Consider the following 18,398-nt stretch of genomic DNA (forward strand, 5'->3'; position numbering starts at 1 on the left):
AACCATGAGCCTGCAACTGAGTTTCGCCGAAGCCAGTGCCATCGGCCCGCGGGAGGAAAACCAGGACGCCCTGCGCCTGGTCACCCCCGCCCCGGCCCTGGCCGCCAGCAAGGGTTACCTGTTCGCCATCGCCGACGGCGTGAGCCAATGCGCCGACGGCGGGCTGGCCGCCCGTTCGACCTTGCAAGCGTTGGCCCTGGATTACTATTCCACGCCGCAAACCTGGGGCGTGGCCCAGGCGCTGGACCGGCTGTTGCTGGCGCAGAATCGTTGGCTGCAAGCCAACGGTGGCGGACAACCGCTGCTCACCACTGTCAGCGCCCTGGTCCTGCGGGGCCGGCGTTTCACCCTCGCGCATGTCGGCGATTGCCGGGTCTACCGCTGGCACGCCGATCACCTGCAGCGGGTCAGTGAGGATCACGTCTGGGAACAGCCGGGCATGCAACATGTGCTCAAGCGCGCCCTGGGCCTGGATCAACACCTGATCCTCGATTTTCTCGATGGCGAGCTGCGCACCGACGAAACCTTCGTGCTGCTCAGCGACGGCGTCTGGGCGGTCCTCGGGGACACGGCCATCGCCGGCATCCTGCGCGACCAGCCGGACCTGGACCTGGCCGCGCAGACGCTCGTCAACGCCGCGCACCTGGCCGGCAGCCAGGACAACGCCAGCGCCTTGCTGGTGCGGGTCGATGCGGTGGGCGAAGCGAGCATCGGCGATGCGCTGATCCAGTTGCAGCAATGGCCCCTGCCGCCTGCATTGAAACCGGGCCAGGTGTTCGAGGGCTGGCAGGTCGAAAGCCTGCTCGGCCACAGCCAGCAATCGTTGCTCTACCGAGTACACGACGGCCAGGGCCAACCCTGGTTGCTGAAAACCCTGCCCGTGCAGCTACGGGACGATAGCCGCGCGGGGCAGGCCTTGCTTTCGGAAGAATGGTTTCTCAAGCGCGTCGCCGGGCGGCAGTTTCCCGAGGTCCATGGCGCTCCCCAGCGTCAGCATTTGTATTACGTGATGCGGGAATATCCGGGGGCAACCCTGGCCGAGCTGTTCAACCAGGGCGGGCCGCTACCCCTGGCCCAGTGGTTGGACTTGGCGCAGCGGCTGGTGCGGGCGGTGGGCCTGTTGCATCGAAGGCAGATCTACCATCGCGACATCAAGCCGGAAAACCTGCACCTGGGTGACGACGGGGAATTGCGTCTGCTGGATTTCGGCCTGGCTTACTGCCCGGGCCTGTCCGAGGACCAGGCCAACGTCTTGCCCGGCACCCCCAGCTACATCGCCCCGGAAGCCTTCGGCGGCACCGCGCCAACGGGGCAACAGGATTTGTATGCCGTCGGCGTGACCTTGTATTTCCTGCTGACCGGGCATTATCCCTACGGCGAAATCGAAGCCTTCCAACGCCCGCGCTTTGGCGTACCGGTCAGTGCCAGCCGCTATCGGCCGGACCTGCCCGAATGGCTCGGGCAAAGCCTGGAACGCGCCGTCGCGGCGGACCCGGGCCAGCGTTTTGAGACGGCCGAGGAATGGTTGCTGCTGCTGGAACAGGGCGAACGCCGCAGCTTGAGCGTCAGGCCCAGGCCGTTGCTGGAAAGGGAGCCGCTGAAGGTCTGGCGGACCTTGGCGCTGGTGTCGCTGGTGGTGAATCTGGTGCTGCTGTTTCTAGTATTCCACTCATAACCCGTGGCGAGGGAGCTTGCTCCCGCTGGGCTGCGAAGCCGCCCCAAAAAACCGGCAACCGCTGCGCGCTTGAGCGGGAGCAAGCTCCCTCGCCACAAAAGCTTTTTCGCCAATCTCTCCACGCTCCATTACCGGGCAACACGCTTTGATTCGGTGCAATAAATCCCCCTCCAATCCGCTCAACCAGCCCGCCACTCAATAAATCCGCACCTTCGAGCCAGTTGGCACAACCACTGCATAACCTCTTTCACCATACATAAAGCAACGCCTCCAACGATGAAGGCGGTGCTTCCCGAGAGAACGGGACCAGGACAAAGGCGTCCTCGCTAGCTTGCTAGCGGGACGCCTTTTTTTGTTTTCGTAAAAATGACCGAGCCAGTCCGATCGCCGTGATGAAACGGACATGCGCTTGCGGAGAACCCTGATGAAAAAACTCAAACTGGTGATGATCGGCAACGGCATGGCCGGGGTTCGAACCCTCGAGGAACTGCTCAAGCTGAGCAACGAGCTGTACGACATCACGGTGTTCGGCGCCGAGCCCCACACCAACTACAACCGCATCCTGCTCTCGCCGGTGCTGGCCGGCGAGCAGACGTTCGAAGAGATCGTGCTCAACGACCTGAGCTGGTACCTGGACAACAACATCAAGCTGCTGCTCAACCGTAAAGTGGTGGAGATCGACCGGGTCAAGCGCCGGGTCATCGCCGAAGACGGCAGCGAAGCCGAATACGACCGCCTGCTGATCGCCACCGGCTCCACGCCCTTCATCCTGCCGATTCCTGGCAACACCCTGGAAGGCGTGATCGGTTACCGCGACATCGCCGACACCCAGGCAATGATCAACACCGCCAAGACCCACAAGCACGCCGTGGTCATCGGTGGCGGCCTGCTCGGCCTGGAAGCCGCCAACGGCTTGAAGCTGCGGGGCATGGACGTGACCGTGGTGCACCTGGGCGAATGGCTGCTGGAACGGCAACTGGACAAGACCAGTGGCCAACTGTTGCAGACCGCCCTGGAAAACCGTGGCCTGACATTCCGCCTCAGCGAGCAGACCCAGGCCTTGCACGACGCCGGCAATGGCCGGGTCGGCTCGGTGCAGTTCAAGAATGGCGACATCATCCCCGCCGACCTGGTGGTGATGGCCGCCGGCATTCGTCCCAACACCGAACTGGCGGAAAAATCCGGCATCCCGTGCAACCGCGGGATCCTGGTCAACGACACGATGCAAACCTACGACCCGCGCATCTACGCCATCGGTGAATGCGCCAGCCACCGTGGCACCGCCTACGGCCTGGTGGCACCGTTGTTCGAGCAGGCCAAGGTCTGCGCCAACCACCTCGCGCAACTGGGTTTCGCCACCTACAAGGGCTCGGTCACCTCGACCAAGTTGAAAGTCACCGGCATCGATTTGTTCTCTGCCGGCGACTTCATGGGCGGCGAAGGCACCGAGACCATCACCCTGTCCGACCCCATCGGCGGCGTCTACAAAAAACTGGTGATCAAGGACGACGTGCTGGTCGGTGCCTGTCTGTACGGCGATACGGCGGATGGCGGCTGGTATTTCCGCCAGATCCGTGAGAACCATGGCATCAGCGAGATCCGCGATCACTTGATGTTCGGGGAAAACGCTCTTGGAGACGTAGGTCATCAGGGCCAGGACAAAGCCATGAGCATGGCCGACAGCGCCGAAGTCTGCGGCTGCAACGGCGTGTGCAAGGGCACCATCGTCAAGGCGATCCAGGAACACGGGCTGTTCAGCGTCGATGACGTGAAAAAACACACCAAGGCCGCCAGTTCCTGCGGCTCCTGCGCCGGCCTGGTGGAGCAGATCCTGATCAACACCGTCGGCGGCGCGGCGGACGTCAAGCCGAAAAGCGAAAAAGCCATCTGCGGTTGCAGCGACCTCAACCATGGCCAGATCCGCCAGGCGATCCGCGACCAGCACCTGCTGACCATCGCCGGGGCCATGAGCTACCTGAACTGGCGCACCCCCAACGGCTGCGCCACCTGCCGCCCGGCGTTGAACTACTACCTGATTTCCACCTGGCCTGGCGAAGCCCACGACGACCCACAGTCGCGCCTGATCAACGAACGCGCCCACGCCAACATCCAGAAAGACGGCACCTATTCGGTGGTCCCACGGATGTGGGGTGGCGTGACCAACCCTTCGGAGCTGCGGCGCATCGCCGACGTGGCCGACAAATACAACGTGCCCATGGTCAAGGTCACCGGCGGCCAGCGCATCGATTTGCTGGGCATCAAGAAACAGGACCTGCCCGGCGTGTGGAAAGACCTCGACATGCCGTCCGGCCACGCCTACGGCAAGTCCATCCGCACCGTGAAGACCTGCGTGGGCAGCGAGTTCTGCCGCTTCGGCACGCAAAATTCCACCCAACTGGGTATCGAGCTGGAGCACGACCTGTTCAACATGTGGTCGCCACACAAAGTGAAACTGGCCGTCTCCGGCTGCCCACGCAACTGCTCGGAAGCCGGCATCAAGGACGTCGGCATTATCGGTGTCGACTCCGGCTGGGAGATGTACATCGGCGGCAACGGCGGGATCAAGACCGAGGTCGCCGAGTTTTTCGTCAAGCTCAAGACCGCCGAAGAAGTGCGTGAATACAACGGTGCCTTCCTGCAGCTGTACCGCGAGGAAGCCTTCTACCTCGAACGCACCGTGCACTACATGCAGCGGGTCGGCATGGAGCACATCAAGAAAGCCGTGCTGGAAGACTCGGAACGGCGCAAAGCGCTTCATGAACGCTTGAAGTTCTCCCTGTCGCTGGAACAAGACCCGTGGAAACAACGCCTGGAACAACCCCAGCTGAAGAAAGAGTTCGAAGTCATCCCCGTGAAAAACCTGGAGGTGCCGGCATGAACTGGCTGGATATCTGCGCCCTGGAAGAGATCAATATCCTCGGTTCGCGCATCATCAACGGCCCGAAAGGCGATATCGCGATTTTTCGTACCAGCGACGATGAAGTGTTCGCCCTCGATGACCGTTGCCCGCACAAGGGTGGCCCGTTGTCCCAAGGGTTGGTCTACGGCAAGCGCGTAGCCTGCCCGCTGCACAACTGGCAGATCGACCTGGAAAGTGGTCAGGCCCAGGCCCCGGACGTGGGCTGCGCCCATCATCATTCGGCTCGGGTCGAAAACGGCCGGGTGCAGTTGGCCCTGCGGGACGCAAGCTGATGAACCGCCAGATCACTGCCTCGACCTGCTGTTATTGCGGGGTCGGTTGCGGCGTCCTGATCGAGCATGACGGCGAGCGCATCCTCGGCGTCAGCGGCGATCCCGCCCATCCGGCCAACTTTGGCAAACTGTGCAGCAAGGGCTCGACCCTGCACCTGACCGGCGACCTCGCCGCACGCGCGCTCTACCCCGAACTGCGCCTGGGCAAAGGCCTGGCCCGGGCCCGCACCGACTGGGACAGCGCCCTGGATCACGCCGCCAGCGTCTTCGCCGAGACCATCGCCGAGCACGGCCCGGACAGCGTGGCGTTCTACATCTCCGGCCAATTGCTGACCGAGGACTACTACGCCTTCAACAAGCTCGCCCGGGCATTGGTGGGCACCAATAACATCGACAGCAATTCGCGGCTGTGCATGTCCTCCGCCGTGGTGGGCTACAAGCGCAGCCTCGGCGCCGACGCCCCGCCCTGCAGCTACGAAGACCTGGAGTTGAGTGACTGCGTGATGATCGTCGGCAGTAACATGGCCTACGCCCATCCCATCCTCTTTCGCCGCCTCGAAGAAGCCAAATCCCGCCGGCCACAGATGAAAATCATCGTCATCGACCCCCGGCGCACCGACACCTGCGACCTGGCAGACCTGCACCTGGCGATCCTGCCGGGCACCGATGTCGCCTTGTTCCATGGGATTTTGCACCTGCTGCTGTGGGAAGACTGGATCGACCGCGACTTCATCAAGGCCCACACCGAAGGCCTGGCGGAGCTGAAAAACCTGGTGCGCGACTACACCCCGACGATGGTCGCCCAACTGTGCGGCATCAGTGTCGAACAACTGCACCAGTGCGCCGAATGGGTCGGCACCTTGCCGAGCTTCCTGTCGTTGTGGTGCATGGGTTTGAACCAGTCCACCGCCGGTAGCGCGAAAAACAGCGCCCTGATCAACCTGCACCTGGCCACCGGGCAGATCGGCCGTCCAGGTGCAGGGCCGTTCTCGCTGACCGGTCAACCCAACGCCATGGGCGGACGGGAAACCGGTAGCCTGTCGAACCTGCTGCCGGGCCATCGCGAAGCCGCCAACCCGGAGCATCGTGCCGAAGTCGCCTACTACTGGGGCGTCGAGCAACTGCCCGCCACCACTGGCCTGAGCGCCATCGAGTTGTTCGAGCAGGTTCGCAGCGGCAAGATCAAGGCCTTGTGGATCGCCTGCACCAACCCAGCCCAATCGATGCCAGACCAGACAACGGTACGTGAAGCCCTGCAAGCCTGCCCGTTCGTGGTGTTGCAGGAAGCGTTCCGGACCACCGAAACCGCCGCGTTTGCCGACCTGCTGCTGCCAGCGGCCAGTTGGGGCGAGAAAGAAGGTTCGGTGACCAACTCCGAACGGCGCATTTCCCACGTCCGCCGGGCCATCGGCGCACCGGGCGAAGCACGGCCGGACTGGGCAATCACCGTGGATTTCGCACAACGCCTTGAGAAACATCTGCGCCCGGGCCAACCCAGCCTGTTCGCCTTTGAAAGCCCGGCCCAACTGTTCGATGAATACAAACAGCTGACCCGTGGCCGCGACCTGGACTTGTCCGGCATCAGCCACGCCCTGATCGATCAACTTGGCCCTCAGCAATGGCCCTTCCCGGACGGCGCCACGGTCGGGACGGCGCGCCTGTACGTGGATGGGATTTTTCCTACTGACAGCGGCCGGGCGCGCTTTGTCGCCGACCCCTATCGCGCCGCCAAGGAACTGCGTGACGCCCGCTACCCGTTGACGCTGAACACCGGCCGCTTGCGTGACCAGTGGCACGGCATGAGCCGTACCGGTACCGCCGCGCAGTTGTTTGGTCATGTGAACGAGGCGGTCCTCAGCCTGCACCCCGACGAACTGCAACGCCATCGCCTGCAAGCGGGTGACCTGGTCAACCTCAAGAGCCGTCGCGGCAGCGTGATCGTGGCCGTGGACAGCGACGACAGCGTGCGTCCTGGCCAGGCGTTCCTACCCATGCACTGGGGCGACCGGTTCCTCAAGGGTGGCGTGAATACCCTGACGCAACCGGCCTTCGACCCCTTGTCGAAGCAACCGGAACTCAAGCACAGCGGCGTGCGCCTGGAACCGGTGAACCTGCCCTGGCAACTTTTCGCCTTGATTGAGGGCGATGTTCAACAGCATTTGGAGGCCCTGCGCCCCCTGTGCGAGGCGTTTTCCTACGTCAGCCTGAGCCTGACTGGCCGTGAGCGTCCCGCGTTGCTGATTCGCGCTGCCAGCACCGTTGCCCCTGAACCGCAACTGCTTCAGGCCATCGACGAACAATTGGGCCTGATCGATGGGCCGGTGCTGGCCTACGACGATCCGCGTCGCTCCATCGGTAAGCGGGTGCGCATCGAAAACGGCCGCATCACCGCCATTCGCCTGGCCGGCGAAACCCTGGCCCGGCACTGGCTGCAGAACCTGTGGCTGGAAGGTCGCGCCGATGAACAACTGCGGCGCTGGCTGCTGGCGCCTCTGAGCGCGCCACCGGGCAATGTCGGCGCCGCAACGGGTGGCAGTAAAACGCTGTGCAACTGCATGAACGTCAGCCAGCGTGCGATCTGCGCAGGTATTGAGCGGGGCCTGGACTTGCAAGGGCTCAAACAGGAGCTGGGCTGTGGCACGCAATGCGGCTCCTGCGTACCGGAAATCAAGCGCCTGCTGGTTGCCACTGCGCAACCGCTGGCGGCTATCTCGTGAGGAAAACACTATGAGCGCAAAAGTCTGGCTGGTGGGTGCAGGTCCTGGTGACCCTGAATTGCTGACCATCAAAGCCGTGCGCGCCTTGGGCGAAGCCGACGTGGTGTTGATCGACGACTTGGTCAATACCGCGGTACTGGAACATTGCCCCGACGCGCGCATCATTGCCGTGGGCAAACGCGGCGGCTGCCGTTCCACACCCCAAGCGTTCATTCATCGATTGATGCTGCGTTATGCCCGCCAGGGCAAATGCGTGGTGCGTCTCAAGGGCGGCGACCCATGCATCTTCGGCCGCGGCGGTGAAGAGGCGCAGTGGCTGCGTGAGCAGGGTATCGAAGTGGAGATGGTCAATGGCATCACCGCCGGCCTCGCGGGGGCGACCCAGTGCGATATTCCACTGACCCTGCGCGGGGTCGCCCGGGGCGTGACGCTGGTGACGGCCCACACCCAGGACGGCAGCAGCCTGAACTGGCAAGCCTTGGCGCAAAGCGGCACGACGCTGGTGGTGTACATGGGTGTGGCGAAACTGAGCGAAATTCGTGAGCACTTGCTGGCCGGTGGCCTGGCGGCGAACACGCCTGTCGCCATGATCGAAAATGCGTCCCTGCCCCATCAACGTGACTGCCGCAGCGACCTGGCCTCGATGGAAGCCGATGCCAGCGCCTTCCAACTCAAGAGCCCGGCAATCCTGGTGATTGGCGCGGTGGCGGGTGCGGCCGAACTGGCCGCCTCCCCGCCGGCCTGGGCCCAGGTTTCAGCCCTCTGACATAGATCCCCTACCAATGTGGGAGCGAGCCTGCTTGCGATTGCGGTGTATCAGCAGCCTGGATGGTGACTGACACACAGCAATCGCGAGCAAGCTCGCTCCCACAATGGGATCTGAGTTCGACCGGGAGAACCAGGCCGGCTGTTAGGCCGCCTCGCGAGCAAGCTTTGCTCCCACAGATCGGATGGGCGTACGACCGGGAGAGCCAGGCCGGCTGTCAGGCCGCCTCGCGAGCAAGCTTTGCTCCCACAGATCGGATGGGTGTCCGACCGGGAGAGCCAGGCCGGCTGTTAGACCACCTCGCGAGCAAGCTTTGCTCCCACAGATCGGATGGGTGTACGACCGGGAGAACCAGGCCGGCTGTTAGGCCGCCTCGCGAGCAAGCTTTGCTCCCACAGATCGGATGGGTGTACGACCGGGAGAGCCAGGCCGGCTGTTAGGCCGCCTCGCTTTTGATTTTGATCTGGGACGCCCCGTTAACCACGCTGGCCGAACGCAGGCATTGCGCAGTGGGCAACCCGGCATGGATGCCGGGTTAGCCGCGCTGGGCCATGGATGGCCCTTCGCGGCGGGCCCACGGAGCAATGCCGGAGTGAGGGCATGCCGAGCCTAAGCGAGGCACCGAGTGGTGGGGCAAGAGCGTTTTGCTTACTTTTGCGCTTCTCAAAAGTGAGCCGCTGTAAGAGCGGAACCATAGGCAGCCGTTACCGCAGCAATGGATATGCACCCAATCAAACCGCCTCCGAAAACTATTTCCCCGCTGATTTTCATAAATCCCAGGCAAAGAAAAGCCCGGCCTAGGCCGGGCTCTTCCAAAGCTGTGGGCTAATTACTTAGCTTGGGCTTCAACCTGCGCTTCTACGCGACGGTTAACTGCACGACCAGCTTCAGTGGCGTTGTCAGCAACTGGGCGGGATTCGCCGTAGCCAACAGACTGAACGCGGGACGATTCAACACCGTACTGGTTGGTCAGAACTTGCTTAACGGCGTTTGCACGACGCTCAGACAGCTTCTGGTTGTAAGCGTCAGGACCGACGGAGTCAGTGTGACCTTCAACAGTGGTGCTGGTGGATGGGTACTGCTTCATGAAGTCAGCCAGGTTCTTGATGTCGCCGTAGCTGTTAGGCTTGACAACCGACTTGTCGAAGTCGAACTTCACGTCCAGCTCAACACGTACGACTTCAGCAACAGCTGGGCAGCCATCAGCGTCAACGGTTACGTTGGCTGGGGTGTCAGGGCACTTGTCGACGTTGTCGCACACGCCATCGTTGTCGCTGTCGGAGCAGACTTCAGCCGGAGCTGGAACTGGAGCAGCAGCAGGCTTGGAGCCGCCACCGAAGTTCACACCGATACCGACGCTTGGAGCCCACTCGGTGTCGCCCTGGTCGATGTTGTACTGCGCTTCAACGCCGGCACGGGCGTAGAAGTTCTCGGTGAAGTACAGCTTGGCGCCGCCACCAACGTTGGCGAAGGTAGAACGGTTACGACCGTTGCTGCCATTCTGGTCGATGCTCTGGTCGGAGAAACCGGCAGAGACGTAAGGACGCAGCATGTCGCCTGGGTTGTTGAAGTGGTACAGAGCGTCCAGAGCGGTGTTGGCGCCTTTGACGTTGGTGCCGTCGTCAGTACGGGCGTTGTGCACTTCGTCGTAGGCCAGACGCAGTTCAACGTCGTCGGTCAGAAAGTAACCAACCGAACCGCCGAACAGGTTGCCATTGTTCTTGAAGTTACGAGCGCTGTCGAATTGTTCTTTCTTGGCGAAGCCTTCGATTTCAACTGCGCCTTGGCCTTGTGCCAGAGCGCCGAACGAAGTGGCAGCAATCAAAGAACCAATGGCAAAGCCCAAGGTGTTTTTCAGTTTCATCCGTTAAATCCCCATCTGGTGATTGTGAAGCAGTCCCGCAAACCGGGGGACAACTCGGCGGCAAGTCTATCAGAACTTGCCTACACGTAAGAGATATTTGCGCCGAACTTAAGTTTCAGCAATGCCCGCAAATTTCTCACGCAATTTGTCGAGCGCGCGCTTGTAACGCATTTTTGTCGCGCTCAAACCCATATGCATTATGTCTGCGATCTCCTGGAATTCCAGCTCTGCGACAAATCGTAGCACCAGAATTTCCCGATCGATCGGGTTCACATAGACCAGCCAGCGATCGAGTCCCCCCTTTTCCTCGGGCTTGGGCGCCTTCTCTTCCGACGCTTCCTCCAGAGGATCCAGGCTCAGAGCGTCCATCAAGCGACGCTTTCGCCGTTCCTTGCGATACTGCGTGATGCATTCGTTGTAGGTGATGCTGTAGAGCCAGGTCTTGAACTTCGATTTCCCCTCGAAGTTCTTCAGGCCATACAGCACCTTCAACATCACCTCCTGACAGACATCGTCAGCATCGCGATCGTTCCCAAGATATCGTGCACAAACGTTAAATAATGTTCTCTGGTAGCGGCGCATCAACTCTTCATAGGCGCGCGTTACGTGAAACAGCTCGGTATGCGCGCGCGCGACCAACTCCTCATCGGAGAGATCACGGGGGTCGTAGCGCGTAGATAGCGATTGGGGTTTGTTCAAAACAAGTCGGGCCGACAGTCTAGGTCAATGTGCGCCGCAGCCTGCGATAGCAGGCATTTTGCGGCGGCATACATTAGCAGGGTTTGCCGGGTTAGCGGCTACTCACATGCTGTTCCAGCAGGATCCGATTGGAAAGCGACACCAGCTCGCCCTCCTCGGTCAGCAATGTGGTCTTCACCGTGCCAATCTCTTCGATCTGGCCTTCGACCTCGCCAACACGCACTTGTTGCCCAACCTCATACAATTCACGCACATAGATTCCCGCCAGGATCTGACCGGCGATTTCACGACTCCCCAACCCCATTGCCAGCGCAACCGCCAGACCAACGGTAATCAAAACGATCACGATCACGTGGTTGAGCAGGTCAGTCTTGACCTCCAACTGGCTGATCGCCACCGAAATACTGATGATAATGACCAGGCCCTGGGCGATACGCCCCACGCCTGCGGCATAGTCCAGCCCGACGCCTTCGGCCGCGCCGCGCACCAGCCCATTGGCCAGTTGCGCCAACAGAACGCCGACCAGCAACACCAGCGCAGCACCAAAAACCTTCGGCAAATACAATGCAAGCATATCGAGCGTAGCCGAAACTCGCTCAAGGCCAAGGGATTCTGCTGCGGAAACCAGGAAAATCAGCAATACGAACCAATAGACGATCTTGCCGACCAGGGTCGAGATCGGTACCTGGATGCCACCACGGGACAGCAACTTGGTCAGGCCGGTGCCGCCCATCAGGCGATCGAGGCCCAGCTTGGCGAGCAGCTTGGACAGCAGCGTGTCCAGCAGCTTGGCCACGACAAAACCCAGCAACAGCACCACCAGCGCGCCGAAGAGGTTCGGGATGAAGTTAGCGACTTTGGTCCACAACGCAGTCATTGCCGTGACGAGGCTCTGGGTCCAGAGATCAAGTTCCATATTCAATCAGCCTTATCAGCGGTGCGAGTAACAGGTTTACGGCGGGAAACCGGCGAGACATGGGCCGATCCGTTATTCAGGGCGATCATCAGCGCGGGCAACCAGCGGCCCAGCAGGCTGAACAGGTCGCCTGCGCCGACCTGGCGGTTGGCGGTTTTCAGTACACGTCCCAGGCACGCATCGTCGTCCCGGCTGGACGGCGAAGCATTGAGCATGTCGCGCAAAGACTGTTCAAACGGATCGTGCATACGCACCTCTCGTGATGTCTGTGGAAGACGCGATCAAATTTCGTCGGGTCACATGAAACCCCATCACACCCAGCGCAAACGGCGAAATAACCACCACTGCCCCAGCGCCACGCAGATCATCAGCAGGCAGGCGACCATGAAACCGTAGGGGCTTGCGGAAAACGGAATGCCACCAACGTTGATGCCCAAGAGGCCGGTGAGAAAGCTCATCGGCAGGAAAATCCCGGTGACGATGCCGAAGCGGTACATGGTGCGGTTCATGCGCACCGAAAGGCGCCGGTCCTCGGCCTCCAGCACAAGCCCCACGCGCTCTCGGGTCAATTCCAGTTCCTCGAGGTAACGGGTCAGGCTGTTGTTCAATTCGTTCCAGTAGTCGCCGTCATCGTCGCAAAACCATGGCAGTTTGAGCCGTGTCATCTGGCCGAAGATGTCCCGCTGTGGCGCCAGGAATCGCTTGAGCCCGGCAGCCCTTCGACGGATGTGCAAAATGGCGTCGTGCTCGGGAGCATACCGTTCGTCGGCGTCGAGTTTTTCTTCCTCGCCATCGACGATTTCCGAGAGGCAAGTGACCAGGTCCTGCACCTTGTCGGTGAGGTATTGGGCCATATAAAGGATGAGTTCAGACGCCGTTTTCGGCCCCTTGCCCTCGGACAGCTGCGCCAACAGCTCATCGGTGGCGCGCAACGGACGCAGGCGCAGGGAGATCACCCGCTGGGCGGACGCAAAGATCCGTACCGACACCATGTCTTCAGGCTCGGCCCCCGGGTTGAGGTTGATCCCCCGCAGGAACAGCAGCAGTTCGGCATTGGGCAACGGCAACAAGCGCGGACGGGTGTTCTCTTCGAGCAGCAGGTCGCAGTTGAATTCGCTCAGGCCGCTGGATTTGCGCAGCCAGGTGTGGGTTTGCGGATGACTGCGATCCCAGTGCAGCCACAGGCTTTCATGGGCCTGCAGCTGCAAATCGTCGAGTTCGGTCCGGGCTATGGAACGCGCGCCGCCTTTACCGTCCAGCACCAGGGCATGCACCAGCCCCCATTGCGCGTTTTCTTCCTCGAACATCCTCATCCCTTATGGCTGTACGGCTTCATTCAGGCATTTTCAGCGGGCTAGGCGAGACGATCACGCCGTTATTGTCGGCATAGACATACTCGCCCGGGCGAAACGTCACGCCGGCGAAGGTCACCGGCACATTGAGTTCGCCGACGCCACGCCGGTCGGTCTTCATCGGGTGACTGGCCAGGGCCTGGACCCCGAGGTCCGTCTGGGCAATGATGTCGACGTCGCGGATGCAACCGTAGACCACCAGCCCTTCCCAGCCGTTCTTGGCGGCTTTTTCCGCCAGCATATCGCCCAGCAGCGCCCGACGCAGGGAACCGCCGCCATCGACCACCAGCACCTTGCCGTTACCCTTGAGTTCAACCTGCTCCTTGACCCGCGAGTTGTCCTCGAAGCACTTGATGGTCACGATTTCGCCGCCGAAGGAATCGCGGCCGCCGAAATTGCTGAACATCGGCTCCAACACCTGCACCAGTTCCGGGTAGGCGTCGCACAGGTCGGGCGTGAGGTAATGGTTCATCGAACAACTCCTGAAAGGCTGGAACGTCAGACTGAATGAGCAACCGTTTGTGACTGGAACCGCTTGAAGCGTCATATCTTAGCCGCAAGCCGACAAGAGCGAAATGCCCTTGTCAGAGCCTTCGCCTCAAACCGCCTCGGCCAACTGGGGCTGTGCGGCCAGCAAAGGGGCCTGCTGGTCCTTGAGCCAACGTGCCACCAGCGGCCAGACCTCAAGATGCGCAGCCTTGCTGACCAGCATCTCGACGTGACCGAAGTCGTTGGTGAACCCCTGCTCCCGGCCCAGGCAGACAAACTGCTTGTGCTCGGAACCGAACTGATCGAAGAGTTTGCGGCACGCCCAGGTCGGGTCCTGGTGATCGCCCGCGGCACTTACCGCCAACACCGGCAACTGGACATCGGCCAACCCGGCCCACCAGTTTTTCTCGGCATCGCCGAAACGTCCGAACAGGCCGTACCAGCGCATGCTTTCCAAGGCCAGGCCGATGGGCTCGTCCTCGGGGCCGCGCTTGAGCCGTGAACCGGACAATTGGGCAAAACGCTTGAGAATGAAGCGGCCGCTCCACTCCACTGGCGGAATCTTCAGCGGCCAGTAGGTGCGGCTGACCTGGGTACCAAAAAACGCCGCCGAAGCCACCGCCGGCTCACCCAGGTAATGGCCGCCCAAGGCGGCCGCCAGCGTGATGCCACCCAGGGAATGACCGATCCAGTGGGGCACTTGCCCGCTCTGCTCACGCACGAAGGCGCCGATGGCCGGCAAGTCGTAGCGGGCGTAGTCGGCCACGCGATTGTTTCGATAGCCCAGGTTGCGCTGGGACAAGCCATGGCCGCGCATCTCGGGAATCCAGACATCGAAACCCAGGCGTGTCAGGTACGCGCCCAGGCCCAGGCCCTTGGGTGAATACCAGAAGCGCCGATTGGAAAAACTGCCGTGCAACAGGATCACCGGGACCCCACGGGTTTCGCAGGCGTCGGCCATGCCCAGCCGGGTAACGGCCAGTTCGACGCTGGCGTCCGGGCTGTTGCCGGGTTTCAAGCGATAGACATCTTCGCTCAGATCACCGCGCCGCTCGGCGCTGATCAGGGCGACAGGAAAGAGGTTGCTGCTGCTTTGCATGATCTTCTTGCACAAAAAAAAGACGACTGTGGGAGCGAGCTTGCTCGCGATGGCGGTGGATCAGCAAAACAATCTTGGCTGACACTCCGCTATCGCGAGCAAGCTCGCTCCCACAAAGGTTACCCGGTTTACATTACCGGTGAGGCCCCTTCACTCGATCAGACCGCCGCCTGACCCTCAGCCAGGAAGAACCAGGTTTCCAACACGGAGTCCGGGTTCAACGAAACGCTTTCGATGCCCTGCTCCATCAGCCACTTGGCCAGGTCCGGGTGGTCCGAAGGACCCTGGCCGCAGATGCCGATGTACTTGCCCGCCTTGTTGCAGGCGGCAATCGCGTTGGCCAGCAGCTTCTTGACCGCCGGATTCCGCTCATCGAACAGGTGCGCGATGATCCCGGAGTCGCGGTCCAGGCCCAGGGTCAGCTGGGTCAGGTCGTTGGAACCGATGGAGAAACCGTCGAAGAACTCGAGGAATTCTTCAGCCAGGATCGCGTTGGACGGCAGCTCGCACATCATGATCACGCGCAGGCCATTGTCGCCACGGGCCAGGCCGTTTTCCGCCAGCAGGTCGACGACCTGGCTCGCTTCGCCCAGGGTGCGGACGAACGGCACCATGATCTCGACGTTGGTCAGGCCCATCTCGTTGCGCACGCGCTTGAGGGCGCGGCACTCGAGCTCGAAACAGTCGCGGAACGCTTCGCTGATGTAGCGCGACGCACCACGGAAGCCCAGCATCGGGTTTTCTTCTTCCGGCTCATAGAGCTTGCCGCCGATCAGGTTGGCGTATTCGTTGGACTTGAAGTCCGACAGGCGCACGATGACCTTTTTCGGCCAGAACGCCGCCGCCAGGGTGCTGATGCCTTCCACCAGCTTCTCGACGTAGAAACCGACCGGGTCGTTGTAACCGGCAATGCGCTTGTCGACGCTGTCCTTGATTTCCTGCGGCAGGCCGTCGTAGTTCAGCAGCGCCTTGGGGTGCACGCCGATCATGCGGTTGATGATGAACTCCAGGCGGGCCAGGCCCACGCCAGCGTTCGGCAGTTGCGCGAAGTCGAAGGCGCGGTCCGGGTTGCCAACGTTCATCATGATCTTGAACGGCAGGTCCGGCATGGCGTCCACGGAGTTCTTCTTGATGTCGAAGCCCAGTTCGCCTTCGAAGATGTAGCCGGTATCGCCTTCGGCGCAGGACACGGTCACGCCCTGGCCGTCCTTGAGCAGTTCGGTGGCGTTGCCGCAACCGACCACTGCCGGGATCCCCAGCTCACGGGCGATGATCGCCGCGTGGCAGGTGCGCCCGCCGCGGTTGGTGACGATGGCGCTGGCGCGCTTCATCACCGGTTCCCAGTCCGGGTCGGTCATGTCGGAGACCAGTACGTCGCCGGCCTGGACCTTGTCCATCTCCGAGACGTCCTTGATGATCCGCACCTTGCCGGCGCCGATGCGCTGGCCGATGGCACGGCCTTCCACCAGCACGGTGCCGGTTTCCTTGAGCAGGTAGCGCTCCATGACGTTGGCCTGGGTGCGGCTCTTCACGGTTTCCGGGCGGGCCTGCACGATGTACAGCTTGCCGTCGTCACCGTCCTTGGCCCATTCGATGTCCATCGGGCACTTGTAGTGCTGTTCGATGATCATCGCCTGCTTGGCCAGTTCGCTGACTTCGGCGTCACTCAGGCAGAAACGTGCGCGCTCGGCCTTGTCCACATCGACGGTCTTCACCGAACGACCGGCCTTGGCTTCGTCGCCGTAGATCATCTTGATGGCCTTGCTGCCCAGGTTGCGGCGCAGGATCGCCGGGCGACCAGCTTGCAGCGTGCCTTTGTGGACGTAGAACTCATCCGGGTTCACCGCGCCCTGCACGACGGTTTCACCCAGGCCGTAGGCGCCGGTGATGAACACCACGTCACGGAAGCCCGACTCGGTGTCGAGGGTGAACATCACGCCGGCGGTGCCGGTTTCGGAGCGGACCATGCGCTGCACACCGGCGGACAGGGCAACCAGCTTGTGGTCGAAGCCCTGGTGCACGCGGTAGGAAATGGCACGGTCGTTGAAAAGGGAGGCGAAGACTTCCTTGGCGGCACGGATGACGTTTTCCACGCCACGGATGTTCAGGAAGGTTTCCTGCTGGCCGGCGAAGGAGGCATCCGGCAGGTCTTCGGCGGTGGCCGAGGAACGCACGGCGACAGCGATGTCGGGATTGCCTTCGGACAGCTTGGCGAAAGCGGTGCGGATCTCGGCGTTCAGTTTCTCGGGGAACTCGGCTTCCATGATCCATTGGCGGATCTGGGCACCGGTCTTGGCCAGGGCATTGACGTCATCGACGTCCAGGGCATCGAGCGCATCGTGGATCTGCTTGTTCAGGCCGCTCAGTTCCAGGAAATCACGATAAGCCTGGGCGGTCGTGGCGAAGCCACCTGGCACCGATACGCCGGCACCGGCGAGGTTGCTGATCATCTCGCCCAGGGATGCGTTCTTGCCCCCCACATGCTCCACATCATGGACGCCGAGCTTATCGAGGGAAACTACGTACTCTACCAAGGTGATCTCTCCACTAACTGTGTTGGAAAAGCTCAAGGCACCGGTGGCTCCAGGGGAGCAATGACCGGCGATATGGCCTGGACCTGGAAAATAAGTGAGAATGCGGACCACTGGCGGCCCGCAAATCGCGCCTATCATATCCAAGAATCGTCACTAGCTCACTAGCTTAAGGCCCAAGGCGCAAATGAAACGATCTGCTTTCTTTATCTCCGACGGCACCGGCATTACGGCCGAAACGCTAGGCCAAAGCCTGTTGGCACAATTCGAAAACATTACCTTCGCCAAACTGACACGCCCGTACATCGACAACGTCGACAAGGCGCGGGCCATGGTACAGCAAATCAATAAAGCCGCCGAAACCGACGGTTTCCGCCCGATTATCTTCGATACCATCGTCAATCAGGACATCCGTGAGATTCTCGCAACGTCCAATGGTTTCATGATCGACATTTTTTCCACCTTCCTGGCGCCCCTGGAGCAGGAACTGAGCGAGCATTCCTCCTACTCGGTCGGCAAATCCCACTCCATCGGCCACAACTCCAACTACATGGAGCGGATCGAGGCGGTCAACTTCGCACTGGACAACGACGACGGCGCGCGCACGCATTATTACGACAAGGCCGACCTGATCCTAGTGGGCGTGTCGCGTTGTGGTAAGACACCGACGTGCCTGTACATGGCGATGCAGTTCGGCATCCGCGCGGCCAACTATCCGCTGACCGAAGACGACATGGAGCGCCTGCAACTACCCAGCGCCCTGCGCGCCCACCAGCACAAGCTGTTCGGCCTGACCATCGACCCGGACCGCCTGACCGCGATCCGCAACGAGCGCAAGCCCAACAGCCGCTATTCGAGCTATGCCCAGTGCGAGTTCGAAGTGCGCGAGGTGGAAAACCTGTTCCGGCGGGAGAATATTCCGCACATCAATTCCACGCATTTTTCCGTGGAAGAGATTTCGGCGAAGATCCTGGTGGAGAAAGGGGTGGAGCGGCGGTTCAAGTGAGGTAGAGGCCTGAAGCAAAAACCTGTGGGAGCGAGCTTGCTCGCGATTGCGGTGTGTCAGCCGCATGAATGTTGCCTGACACTCCCCAATCG

General features: G+C 61.5%; 14 protein-coding genes. 6 read left to right on the forward strand and 8 right to left on the reverse strand.

From position 1 onward, the window contains the following. Positions 1-4 precede the first annotated feature (4 nt). The 5 genes from LQ215_RS11305 to cobA all read left to right on the forward strand — a co-directional run bounded on the left by LQ215_RS11305 (position 5) and on the right by cobA (position 8,350). The gene (locus LQ215_RS11305) at positions 5-1,675 is read left to right on the forward strand and encodes a bifunctional protein-serine/threonine kinase/phosphatase (protein WP_230149751.1); all 1,671 of its coding nucleotides are present in this window, start codon (positions 5-7) and stop codon (positions 1,673-1,675) included. A 424-nt stretch (positions 1,676-2,099) separates the two neighbouring features. Further along, positions 2,100-4,553 (forward strand): nitrite reductase large subunit NirB, encoded by a 2,454-nt coding sequence (gene nirB / locus LQ215_RS11310; protein WP_230149753.1) that lies wholly within the window; start codon positions 2,100-2,102, stop codon positions 4,551-4,553. Next, positions 4,550-4,867: a nitrite reductase small subunit NirD gene (gene nirD, locus LQ215_RS11315; RefSeq protein ID WP_018605256.1), complete on the forward strand. Its 318-nt coding sequence runs from the start codon at positions 4,550-4,552 to the stop codon at positions 4,865-4,867. The genes nirB and nirD overlap by 4 nt, the downstream gene beginning before the upstream one ends. After that, positions 4,867-7,584: a nitrate reductase gene (locus tag LQ215_RS11320; protein ID WP_230149755.1), complete on the forward strand. Its 2,718-nt coding sequence runs from the start codon at positions 4,867-4,869 to the stop codon at positions 7,582-7,584. The genes nirD and LQ215_RS11320 overlap by 1 nt, the downstream gene beginning before the upstream one ends. Before the next feature lie 10 nt (positions 7,585-7,594). Further along, positions 7,595-8,350, forward strand: coding sequence for a uroporphyrinogen-III C-methyltransferase (gene cobA / locus LQ215_RS11325; protein WP_230149757.1), 756 nt, complete (start codon positions 7,595-7,597; stop codon positions 8,348-8,350). An 829-nt stretch (positions 8,351-9,179) separates the two neighbouring features. Here cobA and LQ215_RS11330 read toward each other — a convergent pair. The 8 genes from LQ215_RS11330 to ppsA all read right to left on the reverse strand — a co-directional run bounded on the left by LQ215_RS11330 (position 9,180) and on the right by ppsA (position 17,303). Then, the gene (locus tag LQ215_RS11330) at positions 9,180-10,214 is read right to left on the reverse strand and encodes an OmpA family protein (protein WP_003199525.1); all 1,035 of its coding nucleotides are present in this window, start codon (positions 10,212-10,214) and stop codon (positions 9,180-9,182) included. Between the two features lie 108 nt (positions 10,215-10,322). Then, the gene (gene sigX / locus LQ215_RS11335; protein WP_025212681.1) at positions 10,323-10,913 is read right to left on the reverse strand and encodes an RNA polymerase sigma factor SigX; all 591 of its coding nucleotides are present in this window, start codon (positions 10,911-10,913) and stop codon (positions 10,323-10,325) included. Between the two features lie 91 nt (positions 10,914-11,004). After that, positions 11,005-11,829, reverse strand: a complete 825-nt coding sequence (locus LQ215_RS11340) for a mechanosensitive ion channel family protein (RefSeq protein WP_003199523.1) — start codon at positions 11,827-11,829, stop codon at positions 11,005-11,007. A 2-nt stretch (positions 11,830-11,831) separates the two neighbouring features. Then, on the reverse strand, positions 11,832-12,077 hold the full coding sequence (locus LQ215_RS11345) for a CrfX protein (protein ID WP_214999147.1): 246 nt from the start codon (positions 12,075-12,077) through the stop codon (positions 11,832-11,834). A 63-nt stretch (positions 12,078-12,140) separates the two neighbouring features. Beyond that, positions 12,141-13,136, reverse strand: coding sequence for a zinc transporter ZntB (locus tag LQ215_RS11350; protein WP_230149759.1), 996 nt, complete (start codon positions 13,134-13,136; stop codon positions 12,141-12,143). 25 nt (positions 13,137-13,161) lie between these two features. After that, a complete protein-coding gene (gene rraA / locus LQ215_RS11355; RefSeq protein ID WP_003199517.1) occupies positions 13,162-13,653 on the reverse strand; it encodes a ribonuclease E activity regulator RraA in 492 nt (163 codons plus the stop codon). A gap of 126 nt (positions 13,654-13,779) precedes the next feature. Next, the gene (locus tag LQ215_RS11360) at positions 13,780-14,769 is read right to left on the reverse strand and encodes an alpha/beta fold hydrolase (protein ID WP_230149760.1); all 990 of its coding nucleotides are present in this window, start codon (positions 14,767-14,769) and stop codon (positions 13,780-13,782) included. Between the two features lie 158 nt (positions 14,770-14,927). Next, entirely contained in the window at positions 14,928-17,303 is a 2,376-nt protein-coding gene (ppsA, locus tag LQ215_RS11365; RefSeq protein ID WP_230149762.1) for a phosphoenolpyruvate synthase, read from the reverse strand. A 184-nt stretch (positions 17,304-17,487) separates the two neighbouring features. Between ppsA and ppsR the strand changes: the two genes are divergently transcribed. Beyond that, positions 17,488-18,306: a posphoenolpyruvate synthetase regulatory kinase/phosphorylase PpsR gene (gene ppsR / locus LQ215_RS11370; RefSeq protein WP_230149764.1), complete on the forward strand. Its 819-nt coding sequence runs from the start codon at positions 17,488-17,490 to the stop codon at positions 18,304-18,306. The last annotated feature ends 92 nt before the right edge of the window (positions 18,307-18,398 follow it).

Source organism: Pseudomonas brassicacearum (assembly GCF_918698105.1).
Lineage (GTDB): Bacteria > Pseudomonadota > Gammaproteobacteria > Pseudomonadales > Pseudomonadaceae > Aquipseudomonas > Aquipseudomonas brassicacearum_F.

What these genes read in the sequence shown, in the direction of transcription:
- LQ215_RS11305 (WP_230149751.1), top strand. Translation starts at nt 5, where the DNA reads ATGAGCCTGCAACTGAGTTTCGCCGAAGCCAGTGCCATCGGCCCGCGG.
- nirB (WP_230149753.1), top strand. Translation starts at nt 2,100, where the DNA reads ATGAAAAAACTCAAACTGGTGATGATCGGCAACGGCATGGCCGGGGTT.
- nirD (WP_018605256.1), top strand. Translation starts at nt 4,550, where the DNA reads ATGAACTGGCTGGATATCTGCGCCCTGGAAGAGATCAATATCCTCGGT.
- LQ215_RS11320 (WP_230149755.1), top strand. Translation starts at nt 4,867, where the DNA reads ATGAACCGCCAGATCACTGCCTCGACCTGCTGTTATTGCGGGGTCGGT.
- cobA (WP_230149757.1), top strand. Translation starts at nt 7,595, where the DNA reads ATGAGCGCAAAAGTCTGGCTGGTGGGTGCAGGTCCTGGTGACCCTGAA.
- LQ215_RS11330 (WP_003199525.1), bottom strand. Translation starts at nt 10,214, where the DNA reads ATGAAACTGAAAAACACCTTGGGCTTTGCCATTGGTTCTTTGATTGCT.
- LQ215_RS11340 (WP_003199523.1), bottom strand. Translation starts at nt 11,829, where the DNA reads ATGGAACTTGATCTCTGGACCCAGAGCCTCGTCACGGCAATGACTGCG.
- LQ215_RS11345 (WP_214999147.1), bottom strand. Translation starts at nt 12,077, where the DNA reads ATGCACGATCCGTTTGAACAGTCTTTGCGCGACATGCTCAATGCTTCG.
- LQ215_RS11350 (WP_230149759.1), bottom strand. Translation starts at nt 13,136, where the DNA reads ATGTTCGAGGAAGAAAACGCGCAATGGGGGCTGGTGCATGCCCTGGTG.
- rraA (WP_003199517.1), bottom strand. Translation starts at nt 13,653, where the DNA reads ATGAACCATTACCTCACGCCCGACCTGTGCGACGCCTACCCGGAACTG.
- LQ215_RS11360 (WP_230149760.1), bottom strand. Translation starts at nt 14,769, where the DNA reads ATGCAAAGCAGCAGCAACCTCTTTCCTGTCGCCCTGATCAGCGCCGAG.
- ppsR (WP_230149764.1), top strand. Translation starts at nt 17,488, where the DNA reads ATGAAACGATCTGCTTTCTTTATCTCCGACGGCACCGGCATTACGGCC.